15 protein-coding genes and 1 pseudogene are annotated in these 14,026 nt (G+C 71.9%); 1 reads left to right on the top strand and 15 read right to left on the bottom strand.

Going from position 1 to position 14,026, the window contains the following annotated elements; translation table 11 throughout:
• Window positions 1-141 precede the first annotated feature (141 nt).
• The gene (locus tag ACERM0_RS05450) at window positions 142-1,221 is read left to right on the top strand and encodes a polysaccharide pyruvyl transferase family protein (RefSeq protein WP_373677528.1); all 1,080 of its coding nucleotides are present in this window, start codon (window positions 142-144) and stop codon (window positions 1,219-1,221) included.
• Between the two features lie 34 nt (window positions 1,222-1,255).
• Here the strand turns inward: ACERM0_RS05450 and ACERM0_RS05445 are convergent, their stop codons facing one another.
• From ACERM0_RS05445 to map, 15 genes and pseudogenes are all read right to left on the bottom strand, one after another.
• Window positions 1,256-2,317, bottom strand: a complete 1,062-nt coding sequence (locus ACERM0_RS05445; protein ID WP_373677527.1) for an LLM class flavin-dependent oxidoreductase — start codon at window positions 2,315-2,317, stop codon at window positions 1,256-1,258.
• A gap of 92 nt (window positions 2,318-2,409) precedes the next feature.
• A complete protein-coding gene (locus tag ACERM0_RS05440; RefSeq protein ID WP_373677526.1) occupies window positions 2,410-3,189 on the bottom strand; it encodes a hypothetical protein in 780 nt (259 codons plus the stop codon).
• 167 nt (window positions 3,190-3,356) lie between these two features.
• Complete coding sequence (glmM, locus tag ACERM0_RS05435; protein WP_373677525.1) at window positions 3,357-4,697, bottom strand: phosphoglucosamine mutase; 1,341 nt, start codon at window positions 4,695-4,697, stop codon at window positions 3,357-3,359.
• A gap of 175 nt (window positions 4,698-4,872) precedes the next feature.
• Window positions 4,873-5,241 (bottom strand): annotated as a pseudogene (rpsI, locus tag ACERM0_RS05430) (30S ribosomal protein S9); the annotation flags it as partial.
• A gap of 35 nt (window positions 5,242-5,276) precedes the next feature.
• Window positions 5,277-5,711 (bottom strand): 50S ribosomal protein L13, encoded by a 435-nt coding sequence (gene rplM, locus ACERM0_RS05425; RefSeq protein ID WP_373677948.1) that lies wholly within the window; start codon window positions 5,709-5,711, stop codon window positions 5,277-5,279.
• A 305-nt stretch (window positions 5,712-6,016) separates the two neighbouring features.
• A complete protein-coding gene (locus ACERM0_RS05420) occupies window positions 6,017-7,702 on the bottom strand; it encodes an S-layer homology domain-containing protein (protein WP_373677524.1) in 1,686 nt (561 codons plus the stop codon).
• Window positions 7,703-7,923: 221 nt separating this feature from the next.
• On the bottom strand, window positions 7,924-8,727 hold the full coding sequence (truA, locus tag ACERM0_RS05415; protein ID WP_373677523.1) for a tRNA pseudouridine(38-40) synthase TruA: 804 nt from the start codon (window positions 8,725-8,727) through the stop codon (window positions 7,924-7,926).
• Window positions 8,728-8,760: 33 nt separating this feature from the next.
• A complete protein-coding gene (rplQ, locus tag ACERM0_RS05410) occupies window positions 8,761-9,393 on the bottom strand; it encodes a 50S ribosomal protein L17 (RefSeq protein ID WP_373677521.1) in 633 nt (210 codons plus the stop codon).
• Window positions 9,394-9,495: 102 nt separating this feature from the next.
• On the bottom strand, window positions 9,496-10,536 hold the full coding sequence (locus ACERM0_RS05405) for a DNA-directed RNA polymerase subunit alpha (RefSeq protein ID WP_373677520.1): 1,041 nt from the start codon (window positions 10,534-10,536) through the stop codon (window positions 9,496-9,498).
• 246 nt (window positions 10,537-10,782) lie between these two features.
• Entirely contained in the window at window positions 10,783-11,388 is a 606-nt protein-coding gene (gene rpsD, locus ACERM0_RS05400) for a 30S ribosomal protein S4 (protein WP_373677519.1), read from the bottom strand.
• A 120-nt stretch (window positions 11,389-11,508) separates the two neighbouring features.
• Window positions 11,509-11,901: a 30S ribosomal protein S11 gene (rpsK, locus tag ACERM0_RS05395; RefSeq protein ID WP_373677518.1), complete on the bottom strand. Its 393-nt coding sequence runs from the start codon at window positions 11,899-11,901 to the stop codon at window positions 11,509-11,511.
• A 23-nt stretch (window positions 11,902-11,924) separates the two neighbouring features.
• Window positions 11,925-12,308 (bottom strand): 30S ribosomal protein S13, encoded by a 384-nt coding sequence (gene rpsM, locus ACERM0_RS05390; RefSeq protein ID WP_373677517.1) that lies wholly within the window; start codon window positions 12,306-12,308, stop codon window positions 11,925-11,927.
• Window positions 12,309-12,325: 17 nt separating this feature from the next.
• A complete protein-coding gene (gene rpmJ, locus ACERM0_RS05385) occupies window positions 12,326-12,439 on the bottom strand; it encodes a 50S ribosomal protein L36 (RefSeq protein WP_130648581.1) in 114 nt (37 codons plus the stop codon).
• Between the two features lie 260 nt (window positions 12,440-12,699).
• Complete coding sequence (gene infA / locus ACERM0_RS05380) at window positions 12,700-12,921, bottom strand: translation initiation factor IF-1 (RefSeq protein ID WP_373677516.1); 222 nt, start codon at window positions 12,919-12,921, stop codon at window positions 12,700-12,702.
• Window positions 12,922-13,183: 262 nt separating this feature from the next.
• Complete coding sequence (map, locus tag ACERM0_RS05375; RefSeq protein WP_373677515.1) at window positions 13,184-13,987, bottom strand: type I methionyl aminopeptidase; 804 nt, start codon at window positions 13,985-13,987, stop codon at window positions 13,184-13,186.
• Window positions 13,988-14,026: the final 39 nt, after the last annotated feature.

Here is a 14,026-nt window from a genome sequence, read left to right as displayed (position 1 = left end):
CTCCCGCCAGGATGTACGTACAAGATGCAAACAGATACGTACAAGTGCGTCAAGCGGCTGACTGGACATCACCGTCAACCGGTGACGAACCGCGCGTTAGCCTCGGTGGGAAAAACGCGCAGGGAACGGAATGGACGCCGGATGAACGTGCTGGTGGCGGGCTGGATCGGCTCCACCAACCTGGGTGACGAGTTGGTGTTCCTCGGGTTGCGCCAGCTGCTGGCGCCCTACGGGGTCCGGATCGGCGCCATCTCCATCGATCCAGCGGCGACCCGGGACGTCCACGGCGTCGGTGCGGTCGGCCACCTCGACGTCCCCACGCTGCTGCGAGCCGTCGCCGAGGCCGACGCGCTGGTCTTCGGCGGCGGCGGGTTGCTGCAGGACGACTCCAGCGCCCTGAACCTCCCCTACCACCTGTCGCGGGTCGGGCTCGCCCGCCTGCGGCGCACGCCGTTCGCCGCTGTGGGGCTGGGGGTCGGTGGCCTGTCGACGGGCCTCGGACGCGGGCTGGTGGGGGCGGTCATGCAGAACGCCGTCGGCATCGCCGTCCGCGACCGTGACAGCCGGCGGCTGCTGGACGAGGTGGGCGTCCCCGGCGCCGTCGTGTCCGCCGACCTGGCCTTCGCGGTCGAGCCGCCCGCGGTGACGGCCGGCGCCCGCGACCGTCTGGCCGTGTGCCTGCGGCCCTGGAGCACCGAGCACTCGCGGCTGCCCGCCGCGGCGCAGGGCGACCGGACCTCGCCCGAGCACCTCGACGCGCTCGCCGCCGCGTTGGACGAGGTCGCCCACCGGACCGGGCTGGCGGTCGAGTTCGTCGCCCTGCAGGCCGACCGCGACGACGAGGTCCACGCCCGCGTGGCCGAGCGGATGCGCACGCCGTCCACCCGCGTGACGCCCAGTCTGGCCGAGCTGCTGCCGACCATCGCGCGGTCCCGTGCCGTCGTCGCGATGCGCTACCACGGCGGGGTGGCCGCGACGCTGGCCGGCGTACCGTCCGTGCTGATCGGCTACGCCCCGAAGGTCGAGGCCCTGGCCGATGAACTCGAGAGCGGCGGCTACGCCCTGGGCTGGGATCCCGACGACCTGCGCCGGGTGCCCGACGGACTCGAGCAGGTGCTGGCCAACGGGGCGGCCGTGGCCGCGGCGCGCCAGGACCTGCGCATCCGGCAGGGCGGCAACCGCGAGGTCCTGGAACGTCTGCTGACCGCGGCTGCCCGCTGACCCGCCGAACTCGGCGGGCGCCCGGGTTCGGCCGTCAGGCGGTCCCGAAGGTCTCCAGGATGGCCCACAGGTTCTCGGCCAGCCGCTGGGGCGGGACCTTGTACCAGGCGCCGCCGAGGATCAGGTGGTCGACGTGCCGTTCGATGGCCGCCAGCCGGTCGCGGACCTCGTCGGGGGTGCCGGCGACGGCGTAGCGCTCGACCGCCTCGTCGGGAACCGCGGCCACCAGCGCGTCGAGGTCCTGCCCGGTGTCCTTCCAGACCTGCCGCAGCCGGTCGGTCAGGGCCTCGTCGCCGTACGAGGCGAACACGCCCTGGTAGTTGGGCGTGGTGCCGTAGAAGGCGATCTGCTGCTTGGCCTCGCGCACGGCGACGTCGCGGTCGTCGGCGATGCACAGGATCACGCCCTGGCTGATCGTGAACTCGTCGCGGTCCCGGCCGGCCTCGGCCAGTGCGGCGTCCACCCGGGGCAGGACGTCGTCGGTGAGGTAGCGCTCCGAGGTGAAGGGGTGGCCGAGCAGGCCGTCGGCGTGGGTCGCGGCGGCCTTCGTCATCAGCGGGCCGACCGCGGCCACGTACACGCGAGGCAACCGGCGGTCCGCTGCCCGGCCCCGCCCGCCCAGGCCCGGGCGCAGGACGCGGTAGATCTCGCCGTCGAAGGTGACGTCCTCGCCGCGCTCCATCCGCCAGGCGGTCTGCATGGCCTGCACGTACTCGGCCATCCGCTTCGCGGGCCGGTCGAAGTCGGCCGAGAACCGCTCCTCGATGATGCGCCTCACCTGGCTGCCGAGGCCCACGACGAAGCGGTCACCGGTCAGCTCGTTGAGGTCCCACGCCTCCATCGCGGTGACCACCGGCGAGCGCGGGAACGCCAGCGTGATGTTGGTGCCGATGTCGATGCGCTCGGTGGCCTGCGCGAGCACGGCGGCCTGGATCGTGGCGTTCTGGGTCGTCTCCGACACCCAGGCGGCGTCGAAGCCCTTGGCCTCCACCTGCCGCGCCAGCTCCGGCAGGAACGCGTAGGGCCCGCCCAGTGCCACGCCCTTGGTCGCCATGTCCGTCCCCTTCGCCGCTGGCGTCGACCACGTCCGGCGCACGGTAGTCGGCCTGCCGATGGGGACGTGAGGCGACGCGGGCGGAGCGGGACGCCCGACCGGCGTCCCGGCCGAGTGGTGACGGCCTCGTGGCGTCAGCCGGGCAGCGGCCCGGCGACCCGGTAGTCGATCTCCACCTCGATGCGGCCGTCGTCGAGTTCCACCTCGACCTCGACCCGGCGATCGCCGGCGACGAGGGTGAAGGAGAACTCGTCGCGCTCCTCCTCGCGCTCGGTGACCTCCCAGCCGGGTGGTGCCTCGATGCTCGTGAGCGTCAGCGCGTCGCCGCTCGCGTCGAAGACGAAACTGCCACCGTCAGGCAGGTCGTAGGCGCCGGGATCGGCGTTGCGCCGGTCGTAGTACACGTCGATCTCGAGGCGTCCGTCGTCGACCTCGACCTCGAAGTCCCAGCCCTCGTCGCCGCGGCGGAAGTCGACCTCGACCTCGTCGTCGCCCTCCTCGTCGACGGTGGCGTCCCAGCCCTCGCTCGGGGACACGTCGACCAGCACCAGGGCGCCGTCGCGCACGTCCCACGTGACCGTCCCGGCGTCGCCGACCGGCCACGTCCCGGGCACCGCCTGCGTCGTGTCGACCAGGTCCGCTGCCGCCTCGTCCTCATCGGCACCGGTGCCGGCGTCGGGGTCGCCCGCCGCGTCGTCGGCGGGGTCGTCGGCGGCATCGTCGTCGGCGGTGTCGTCGCCCGCGGCCGTGTCGGACGGATCCTCTTCGTCGGCCGGCTCGCCGGACGTGTCCCCGGTCTGCGGGGCCGCGTCCTCACCGAGGTCGACCGAGTCCACACCGCCCTCGTCCCCGGAGCAGCCGAGGAGGACGGCGGCGGCGACGCTCATCGCGAGCAGACGGCGGGGTGGTCGCATGGTCGAAGCACTCACGGTCGCGGGACGGCTGACCGCCGCGACGATACGGACCCCACCGGGTGGCGCGCCTGTCCGGAGGGCCTGGCTGAGGGATCTCTCATCCCGGATTCAGCCGGCCCTTCGCCGAGACGAACTTTCGGAGGCGGAACCGGGCACGCCGGACGCGCTCAGACGGTGAGGTGGTCGCGCACCGCGTCGGCGATCCGGTCCACGGCCAGCTGGGCGTCGTCGTGGGTCTCGGCCTCGGCCATGACCCGGACCAGCGCCTCCGTGCCCGACGGGCGCAGCAGCACGCGGCCACCGTCACCCAGACGCTCCTCCTCGGCGCGCACGACCTTCCAGATCGCGTCCGTGTCGGCCAGGCGGGACTTGTCCACGCCCTTGACGTTGACGAGCACCTGCGGCAGGCGCGACATCACGGTCGACAGCTCGCGCAGCGACGCGCCGGTCGAGCGCACCACCGACAGCAGGCGGATGGCCGACAGGATGCCGTCACCGGTGGTGGCGTGGTCGAGGTCGATGAGGTGGCCCGACTGCTCGCCGCCGAGGTTGAGATCCTGCTCGAGCATCGCCTCGAGCACGTAGCGGTCGCCGACCTTGGTCTCCACCACGTCGATGTGCAGCTCGGACATCGCCCGCTTGAAGCCGAGGTTGGTCATGACGGTGGTCGCGACGGCGTCCTGCTTGAGCACGCCGCGGTGCTTGGCGTCGCGGGCGAGGATGGCGAGGATCACATCGCCGTCGACCTCGGACCCCTCGTGGGTGGCCGCGATCAGCCGATCGGCGTCGCCGTCGTGGCTGATGCCCGCATCGGCGTTGTGGGCCACCACCGCCGCGGCGATCACGTCGGGGTACGTCGAGCCGCAGCCGTCGTTGATGTTCGCACCGTCGGGCTTGCAGTGGATGGTGACGACGTCGGCGCCGAGCTGCCGGTAGACCTGGGGCCCGACGTTGGAGGCGGCACCGTTGGCGCCGTCCACGACGATGCGCAGCCCGGTGAGGTCCACGTCGGCGATGGAGGCGAGGTACTCCACGTAGCGGGCCACGGCGGCGTGGTCGCGCAGGCGCCGCCCGATGGCGGTCGACAGCGGCCGGTCGCCGCCGTCGCGGGCGATCAGCTGCTCGAGGCGGTCCTCCTCGGCGTCGGTGAGCTTGTGGCCACCGGGACCGAAGAACTTGATGCCGTTGTCGCCGACGGGATTGTGGGAGGCGCTGATCATGGCGCCGGCGGCGGCGGCCGAGTTCGCGGTCAGGTGCGCGACGGCCGGCGTGGGCAGCACGCCGACGGACACGGCGTCGCCACCGGCGGAGGTGATCCCGGCGATCAGGGCGGATTCCAGCATCTCGCCCGACCAGCGCGGGTCGCGCCCGATCAGGATCGAGGGCCGCTTCGCGCCCTCCTCGCGCAGGACCGTGACCAGGGCACGCCCGAGGGCGAGCGCGAGTTCGGGCGTCAGGTCGGCGTTGGCCTTCCCGCGCACGCCGTCGGTGCCGAAGATCGAGCCCACGTTGTCGCGTCTCCTCGCGCTCAGGATGGCGCGGCAGCCTAGGAGCGTCTGCGGGGCCACACAGCCACCGGCCGGTGCCCGTCCGTCCCCGCGCCCGTCGGGAACCAAATCGATTCCGCGCCAGGAACGTCGATGCCGCCCACGTGGGGCGGCATCGACCTGGTGTATGGGCCGGTCAGCGCTTGGAGAACTGCGGCGCGCGACGGGCCTTCTTGAGCCCGTACTTCTTGCGCTCGACCTTGCGAGCGTCACGGGTGAGCAGGCCCGCCTGCTTGAGCGGGGTACGCCACTCCGGGCTGTCCTCGGCCAGGGCGCGGGCGATCGCCAGGCGCAGCGCGCCGGCCTGCCCGGTCGTGCCACCGCCGTGGATGCGGGCCTTGACGTCCCACTGTCCGGCCTGCTCGAGCACCGCGAAGGGCTCGAGCACGGCGGCCCGGAGCTTCTCCGTGGTGAAGTAGTCCTCGAGCGGGCGGCCGTTCAGCGTGAACTGCCCGGAACCGCGGGTGACGCGGGCGCGGGCGACGGCCGACTTGCGACGTCCGGTGAAGATCTTGGTGTCCGCCATGATGCAGTCGGTCCTCAGACGTGGTCGGGCAGCGGCTTGGGCTGCTGAGCGGCGTGCGGGTGGTCGGCACCGGCGTAGACCTTGAGCTTGCGGCCCATGGCGTTGCCGAGCTTGTTCTTGGGCAGCATGCCCTTCACGGCCTTCTCGACGACGTCGGTCGGCTTCTTCTCCAGCATCGTGGCGAAGGGCACCGAGCGCAGACCGCCGGGGTAGCCGGAGTGGGCGTGGTAGACCTTCTGCTCGGCCTTCGTGCCCGACAGGACGACCTTGTCCGCGTTGATCACGATGACGTGGTCACCCATGTCCAGGTGCGGGGTGTAGGTCGGCTTGTGCTTGCCGCGCAGGACGGTGGCGACGCGGGTCGCGAGCCGGCCGAGGGTCTGCCCCTCGGCGTCGACCACGTACCAGTCGCGCGTGATGTCCTTGGCGCTGGGCGAGTAGGTGCGCATGTCGTCCTCGGTGGCCACGGGTTGCTCGTCGCGAGGCGAGAAGCGGTGGGTCGGTGCGTGGCGGTTGCTCGGTCGGTGCTGCTCGTGCTGCGGGCGACGACGCCGCCCACACGACGCGGTGGTCGGGTCGTCGAAGGTGGTCCGGCTGCCCTCGTCGTCCGACGGGAGGCGCTGGGCCGCCGAGGCTCGGGCCGAACCGACGGGCCGGGTTCCGGCGCGCGAGCACGAACGTGCGGTCCACAGGGGACCGCGGCGGGCAAGAGTACCCCCGACCCCGTGGACCGGTCAACCGGCCCCGTAGCGGGTCAACGGCGCGGGAGCAACGACCGCACCCCGTTGTGCTCGCCGATGCGGGTGGGCGTGTCGAACCGGTTGGCGTCGCGGACCGCGCGGAGGTCGACGCCGCCGGTGTGGTCGTGCACGTAGGCGTGCGCGACCTCGTGGAACTCGCCGTCGGCGACCACCACGTCGGTGTCGCCGAGGCTGAGGCCGACGTCGAGCCGCTCGTAGTGCGTGCCGAGCGAGACCAGGCTGCTGCCCGGCCACAGCTCCAAGCCGGTCTGTGCGAAGGCCAGGGTCGCGTCGACCAGCAGCGCGTCACCGTCGGCGAGGTGCACCCCCACGACACCGTCGCCGGCGTTGGCCTGGAGCATCACGAGGAAGGCGCCGCGGTCGAGGCTGATCGCCGTGCCGCGGTTGAAGACGAAGCTCTGGTGGACGCCGACCGCGCCGCCGTCGGGCACGTCCAGCCCGACCCCGTCGGGACCGGCCTGGTCCCGGTTGCGCGTGTGGATCGCCAGGTGCGCGAGGTCCAGTTCGGTCGACGCACCTCGCACGGTGAACGAGCCGTACATCGGCGTGTAGCCGTAGGTCTCGTCCTCGGCGTCGCCGACGACGGCCAGGTGGAGGCCCGAGGGGATCACGACGTCCTCGTCGTAGAACCTGCTCACCTCGTCCGTGCTGTTGTTGACGACCTGCAGCACCGGATACGCGTCCGAGTGGCGCGCGGCGGCGTGGTCGACAGCGGCCTGGATCGTGCAGAACGCCCGCCGGGACGTCCCGTCGGCGCGGTGGCCGACGCAGTCGACGTTGTCGACCCACAGCGGCACGACCAGATCCGGTGGCACGCCCAACGACTCGTCGACGACGACGTCCTGCAGCCGCATCTGGAACGCCGCCATCTGCCCGCGCGTGACGTCCGCTCCGGGGTCGAACCGGCCGCCGCTGCGCCCGGCCGCGACGCCCAGCTCGCACAGCAGGTGGACGTTGTCGCGATGGGCAGCGGCGATCGCCGCGTCATCCGTGAACCGGCACGCGCCCCGTTCGAGGGTCGCGCCCTTGACCCGTGCCACGCCTTGCGCCACCCGCGCCAGGAAGGACCCCATCTGGGCGCGCGTCACGCGGTCGTTGGGCCGGAACCGACCATCGGTCCCGCCGGCGACGACCGACGTGCCGAACAGGCTGCGCACCTGCGGCGAGGCCAGGACCGCGATCTCCTGGGCTCCGGCCGCCGTGGCGGGAACGTCCGGGAACGGCGACTCGCCGTCCCACCGCGGCAACACCACGTTGTGGTCGAGCAGGCGGTACAGGAACTGCGCCATCTGGCGGCGGGTCACGGTGTCGCCCGGCGCGAACGTCGTGCGCGTGCGGCCCTGCGTGACGCCGTACCAGGCCAGGCAGTCGACCTCGCGGACGAACGCCGAGCCGGCCAGGTCGCGGAACCCCGCGGCGGGCACCCGACCGGCGGGGCAGGCCGCGTCCAGCGTCCGCAGCGCCGGCGCGGACGTCGCCGCGGTCGCTTCCCCGCCACCGGTCGCCCGTGCGGCGCCGGCCCCTTCCGAGGCGGTGTCAGCTCCGGCTTCGGCGCGGGTGGTGAGCGTTCCGGGCTCCAGCCGGGGCGTCACGAGTTCGTCCGCCGACGCCGATGCCAGCCCGGCCAGCACCATGCTGGCGGTCAGCGCGCCGACCAGACCCGCTCGCAGCCGATGCACCGCTCGCACCCTGAGACCCATCCACCTGCCCCTGCCCCGCTGTCCGACGGCCCGCGCCCGGGACGCCGCACGTCCCGCGGGACGCGGTGGACAGTGGACCGTACGGCGACCGCCGCCGCCACCGGTTTGCCGCTGGCACGGTGGAGAACGCACGGCTGCCGCCGAGGTGCGACCGGGGCATCGGACGCCCACTTTGCCCCTCACCGACGAGCGGTCAGCCCTCAGAGCCCCGTGTGGACCGTCGCCGGCGGGGCGCTGGGCCATCGGCGGCCGTAGCCGACACCTTCCAGCACCAGGCCGTCCGGCGGCGCCACGCGACCGGCCCGCTGACGGTCAGCGGACGCCAGGACCTCGGCGATCCAGGCCGGGTCGCGGCGGCCCCGTCCCACCTCGACGAGACTGCCGACCAGGGCACGCACCTGGTTGTGGCAGAACGCGTTGCCGACCAACCGGAAGTGCAGCAGGCCGTCCTCCGCACGCCGGATCGTGCACGTGTCCAACCGGCGGACCGAGGTGCGGCCCGGGACCTTCCTGCAGAACGCGGCGAAGTCGTGCTCGCCGACGACGTGGCGGGCAGCCGCGCGCATGGCTGTCAGCGACAGTGGCTCGCGCACGTGCCAGCAGGCGTGGCGCAGCAGCGGCGAGAGCGCCGGCGTGTCGGCCACCCGGTAGCGGTAGCGGCGCCAGGTGGCGGAGAAGCGGGCGTCGAAGGCGTCGGGTACCGCTCGCGCCTGCCAGATCGTGATGGCCGCACCGACGAGGCGGTCGAGACGGTCACGGAACGCCTCGAGGTCCTGCAGGGCACGCCGGGTGCGCTCCAGCGTCGGATCGGCGTCGAAATGGACGACCTGCGCCAGCGCGTGGACCCCTCGGTCCGTGCGCCCGGCGCAGGTCGTCTCGATCGGCTGCCCGAGGATCCGTGCGGCCGCACCTTCGAGCGTGCCCTGCACGGTGGTCTGGTCGGGCTGGCGGGCGAACCCGGCGAACGGTGCGCCGTCGTAGGCGAGGTCGAGCCGCAGCCTCACGCTCGGGCGCGCACCGTCCGACACGGGTGCGTCCTACTTTTCCTCGTCGTCGTCGGTCTCGGCGTCCTCCGGCGAGTCCACCGACTCCGGCGAGTCCACCGACTCCGGCGAGTCCACCGACTCCGGGGACTCGGGCGACTCGGGCGATTCCGGGGACGCCTCCTCGACGCCCTCGTCCTCGGCCGCGAGGTCGTAGTCGAGGACGGCGGTCCCGGCCGCGGCCTCGGCGGTGCGGCGGCGACGGCGGCCGAACAGGCCACGCGAGCGGCTGACCTTGGCCTCCTCGATGACGTCCTCGCCGGACTGCTGGCCCAGCTCGACCAGCTCGACCAGCGCCATGGGGGCGTTGTCGCCCTTGCGCGGACCGAGCTTCAGCAGGCGGGTGTAGCCGCCGTTGCGGTCGGCGAACCGCGGTGCGACCTCCTCGAAGAGGTAGGCCACGACGTCGCGGTCGTTGAGCTTGGCCAGCACTTGGCGGCGGGCGTGCAGGTCGCCCTGCTTCGCCTTGGTGATCAGGCGCTCGGCGTACGGACGCAGCGCACGGGCCTTGGCCTCGGTCGTCTTGATGCGACCGTGACGGAACAGGTCCTTGGCCAGGTTGGCCAACAGGTGCCGCTGGTGCGCCGGGCTACCACCGAGCCGGGGGCCACGCTTCGGGGTCGGCATGATGTGCTCTCTTTCAACTCTTCTCGTGGGGGCGCGGACGGCGCTCCCACCACGCCTGGTGGCGTGGGGGACGACGACGCGCGCCCTCCCCCACGGGGCCGGTCACTCGCGCAGTGCGACGCCCAGCTCGGCCAGCTTGTCCTTGACCTCGTCCACGGACTTGGAGCCGAAGTTGCGGATCTCGAGCAGGTCCTGCTCGGTCTTCTCCATCAGCTCGCCGACCGTGGCGACGCCCTCACGCTTGAGGCAGTTGTAGGACCGCACCGACAGGTCGAGGTCCTCGATCGCCATCTGCTTGATCGGGTCGGACCCGATCGAGGCCAGCGCCTCCTCCGGGGAGACCACGATGCCGCCGGGGCCGGAGGTCTCGAAGCCCGCGAACTGCTCGAAGAGGCCCTTGAGGGTCTCACCGGCCGACGACAGCGCCTGCGCCGGCGTGAGCGACCCGTCGGTCTCCACGTCGAGGACGAGCTTGTCGTAGTTGGTCATCTGCTCGACGCGGGTGGACTCCACCCGGTACGCGACGCGCCGGATCGGGCTGAACACCGAGTCGATCGCGATGACGCCGATCGGGTCGTTGGACCGCTTGTTGGCGTCGGCGGTGCGGTAGCCGCGACCCCGCTCGACGGTCAGGTACATCTCGAGGTGACCGTTGGCGTTCAGGGTGGCGATGTGCAGGTCCTCGTTGACGACCTCGACCTGCGAGGGCGCGAAGATGTTCTCCGCGGTCAGGACACCCGGGCCGTCACCGCCGAGGAAGATCTCCACCGGCTCGTCGGAGTCCGAGCGGACCACGAGGTCCTTGATGTTGAGGATGATGTCGGTCACGTCCTCCTTGACGCCCTCGATGGCCGAGAACTCGTGGAGGACCGAGCCGCCCTCGGGGCCGGCGGCCTGGGCGGAGGTGAACCGGATGCGGGTGACCGCGGCGCCGGGCACCGAGCTCAGCAGGGTGCGACGCAGCGAGTTGCCGATGGTGTAGCCGAAGCCCGGCTCGAGCGGGTCGATCGTGAACCGCGAGCGGGTGCCCTCCTCGACGGGCTGTTCCTCGAGGCGTGGGCGGTAGGCGATGAACGGCGAGCCCGAGGCGGTCTCGCCAAGACTCATCACGCCGTCCTCGTCGTAGAAACCGAAGTCCGACACAGGTGCTCCTCTGATCCTTCTGCGCCCCGTACACGAGGCGGCTGTTCGGCGGGGACGTCCCCCCGCCACGCACCGCCCTCGATCCCGGGGCCATCGGCGGTGCGTTCGTCGGACCGCGGGCCGGTGATCCCGGGCCGGTCCGCGGGTCGCCGCACGGGTCGTGGCGGCGACGGTGTTGTGGACGCGCGTGGGCGGCGCGACCGCTTCCCGCCGGGTGGGACGGGACGGTCGCGCCGCCGGACACGCCTACTTCGAGTAGAGCTCGACGATGGCCTGCTCGTTCACCGGGGCGTCGATCTGGGCACGCACCGGGACGTCGACCACGTGGATCTTGAACTGGTTCGGGTCGGACTGCAGCCAGCCCGGCACCTCGCGCGAACCGAAGACCTCCAGCGAACCGATGACCGCCTGGGACTCGCGGGCACGCTGCCGGATCTCGATCACGTCGCCCGGCTTGACCCGGTACGACGGGATGTTGGTCGCACGGTTGTTGACCATCACGTGCTTGTGGCTGGCCAGCTGGCGCGACTCCGCGCGGGTACGGCCGAAACCGCCGCGGTAGAGCACGTTGTCGAGGCGCAGCTCGAGCAGGATCAGCAGGTTCTCGCCGGTCAGGCCCTCCTTGCGGGTGGCCTCCTCGTAGTAGCGACGGAACTGCTTCTCCAGCACGCCGTAGTAGTAGCGGGCCTTCTGCTTCTCGCGCATCTGGAGCAGGTACTCCGACTCCTTGATGCGGCCGCGGCCGTGCTCACCCGGCGGGTAGGGGCGCTTCTCGAAGTTCTTGTCGTTGCCCTTGAGGTCGACGCCGAGGCGGCGTGACTTCTTCGTCATCGGGCCGGTGTAACGAGCCATCTTGTCGTGTTCCTTCTTTCCTCGGTCACCCCGAGCACGTCTCGAGGTGCCACGGGAGCGCGCCGGGCCGGCCCGAGGGCCGGCGCGACGACACGCGCTCCTCGCCGCGTCCGACGGGTGTCAGGTGCGGCGGCGCTTCGGGGGGCGGCAGCCGTTGTGCGGCACGGGGGTGATGTCCTTGATGGACAGCACCTCGATGCCGGCGGCGGCCAGGGTCCGGATCGCGGTCTCACGACCGGCGCCCGGGCCCTTGCAGAGCACGTCGACCTTGCGCACGCCGTTGTCGATGGCCGCCTTGGTGGCGGACTCGGCGGCGACCTGGGCGGCGAACGGCGTGGACTTGCGCGAGCCCTTGAAGCCCGCGTTGCCACCCGTCGACCACGCCAGCACGTTGCCCTGCTGGTCGGTGAAGGTGATGATCGTGTTGTTGAAGGTCGCCTTGATGTGGCACTGGGCGTGCATCACGTTCTTGCGCTCGCGCCGGCGACCGCGCTGCTTCTTCTGTGCTGCCATGTTCAGCTACCTCGGTCGCTGGATCAGTGCTTGCGCGTCGGCTTGCGGATGCCGCCGACGGTGCGCTTCGGGCCCTTGCGGCTGCGCGCGTTGGTGTGCGTGCGCTGACCGCGGACCGGCAGGCCCAGGCGGTGCCGGATGCCCTGGTAGGACCCGATCTCGATCTTGCGCTTGATGTTGTTCGCGACCTCGCGTCGCAGGTCACCCTCGACGCGGTACTCGTTCTCGATGTGGGCGCGCAGGCGGCCCACCTCGTCGTCGGTCAGGTCACGGACACGGGTGTCCGGGTCGATCTCGGCCGCGGCCAGGGTGGCCTGGGCGCGGGACTTGCCGACCCCGTAGATGTAGGTGAGGGCGATGACCACGCGCTTCTCGCGCGGGACGTCGACGCCAGCGATACGTGCCATGTTCGATCAGCCTCCCGTCAGCCCTGGCGCTGCTTGTGGCGCGGGTTCTCGCAGATCACACGCACGCTGCCGCGACGACGGATGATCTTGCACTTGTCGCACTGCTTCTTCACGGAAGGATGGACCTTCACGTTGCTCTCCTTCGGCTGGTCCGACGACCCGGCTGGTCGTCGGCGGCGCGGGGCCTGCCTGCCTCGCACCGGGGCCGCGTCCGGACCCGGTGCGGGTGGACGCTCGTCGTCGCCTGTGCACGGACCCCATGGGGCCGTGGTCGGCGACGGCCGGCCGATCTGTGGCGCACACCCGGGACCGGGCGGCACGTTGTCACTCGACCGGGGCGGTGGTCACGTCGTGGCAGCGACGCGCGCCCTGCGTGGCCGAGCGTGGTGTCTCACTTGTAGCGGTAGGTGATCCGCCCGCGGGACAGGTCGTAGGGAGAGAGCTCCACGACCACCTTGTCGCCCGGCAGGATCCGGATGTAGTGCATCCGCATCTTGCCGCTGATGTGGGCGAGCACGCTGTGGCCGTTCTCCAGCTCCACACGGAACTGCGTGTTCGGGAGGGCCTCCGTGACGGTGCCCTCCACCTGGATGGACTCTTCCTTCTCTGCCACGCCGTCTCCGGGTCGGTTCGTGGTGGTGCCCGGACCGCCAGGCGGCGGATCCGGTGGTCGCCCGCGCACCGCGAGCACGGGCAGGCCCGTGGATCGAGGAGGCGGAAGGTCCGAGCGCGTGGCGGTTCGAGGTCTCGAGTTGCCGGCACGCCGGACGGAACGAATCGTTGCCCCACAGTAGAGGCACGCCCTGCGCAGGCAGGACGAGGGCACAGGGTACCCAGGCGGTCCGGTGTGGGGCAACTGGACGCTGGCGCCGGTGCTACCAGGTCGGGATCGCGGCTTCCAGCAGGTTCGACGGCTCGTCGCTGCGCGCCGTCAGCACGACCGGGCCGTCGGCCGTCACCGCGATCGTGTGCTCCCAGTGCGCCGACACCGCACCGTCGGCCGTGACGACCGTCCACCCGTCGTCGAGGGTCTCGGTCTCCTCGGTGCCCAGGTTGAACATCGGCTCGACGGCGATCACCCACCCACGGGTCAGCTTCATCCCGCGGCCGGGCTGGCCGTAGTTGGGCACCGACGGGTCCTCGTGCAGCGCCCGCCCGATGCCGTGGCCGACGTACTCGCGCACGACCCCGTAGCCGTGCTCGTCGGCGACCGCCTCGATCGCGGCGCCCACGTCTCCCAACCGGTTGCCGTCACGCACCTGGCCCAGTCCGCGCCACAGGGCGTTGCGGGTTTCGCGGACCAGCGCCGCCACCGCCGGGTCGACCGCCTGCTCGCCCCCGACGATCAGCGTCGTGGCCGAGTCGCCGTGGAAGCCGTCCACGATCGCGCCGGCGTCGATCGAGATGACGTCGCCCTCCTCGAGGACCACGTCCTTCGACGGGATGCCGTGGACGATCTCGTGGTTCTTCGACGTGCAGAGGGTGGCGGGGAAACCGCGGTAGCCCTTGAACGAGGGCACCGCACCCTCGGCGGTCACGATCTTCTCCGCGATGCGGTCGAGATCCAGCGTCGTCATGCCCGGTTCGAGCGCCGCCATGAGCTCCTCGTGGACCTTGGCCACCACGGCCCCGGCCCGCGCCATCCGGGCGATCTCGTCCCTCGACTTCTTGATGATCATGTTCGATCCCGCCCGCCAGCCCCGGTCGTCTTGCTCGCT

Origin of the sequence: Egicoccus sp. AB-alg2, assembly GCF_041821065.1 — a bacterium.
Classification (GTDB): Bacteria; Actinomycetota; Nitriliruptoria; order Nitriliruptorales; family Nitriliruptoraceae; genus Egicoccus.
Note: the sequence above shows the minus strand (reverse complement) of the source record. Positions and strands in the feature narration are given on the sequence as shown.

Excerpts from the sequence above, each read along its gene's own strand:
- rplQ (WP_373677521.1), bottom strand. The coding sequence starts at position 9,393 with ATGCCGACCCCGAAGCGTGGCCCCCGGCTCGGTGGTAGCCCGGCGCAC.
- rpsM (WP_373677517.1), bottom strand. The coding sequence starts at position 12,308 with ATGGCACGTATCGCTGGCGTCGACGTCCCGCGCGAGAAGCGCGTGGTC.
- rpsK (WP_373677518.1), bottom strand. The coding sequence starts at position 11,901 with ATGGCAGCACAGAAGAAGCAGCGCGGTCGCCGGCGCGAGCGCAAGAAC.
- map (WP_373677515.1), bottom strand. The coding sequence starts at position 13,987 with ATGATCATCAAGAAGTCGAGGGACGAGATCGCCCGGATGGCGCGGGCC.
- ACERM0_RS05440 (WP_373677526.1), bottom strand. The coding sequence starts at position 3,189 with ATGCGACCACCCCGCCGTCTGCTCGCGATGAGCGTCGCCGCCGCCGTC.
- rplM (WP_373677948.1), bottom strand. The coding sequence starts at position 5,711 with ATGCGCACCTACTCGCCCAGCGCCAAGGACATCACGCGCGACTGGTAC.
- rpsD (WP_373677519.1), bottom strand. The coding sequence starts at position 11,388 with ATGGCTCGTTACACCGGCCCGATGACGAAGAAGTCACGCCGCCTCGGC.
- ACERM0_RS05450 (WP_373677528.1), top strand. The coding sequence starts at position 142 with ATGAACGTGCTGGTGGCGGGCTGGATCGGCTCCACCAACCTGGGTGAC.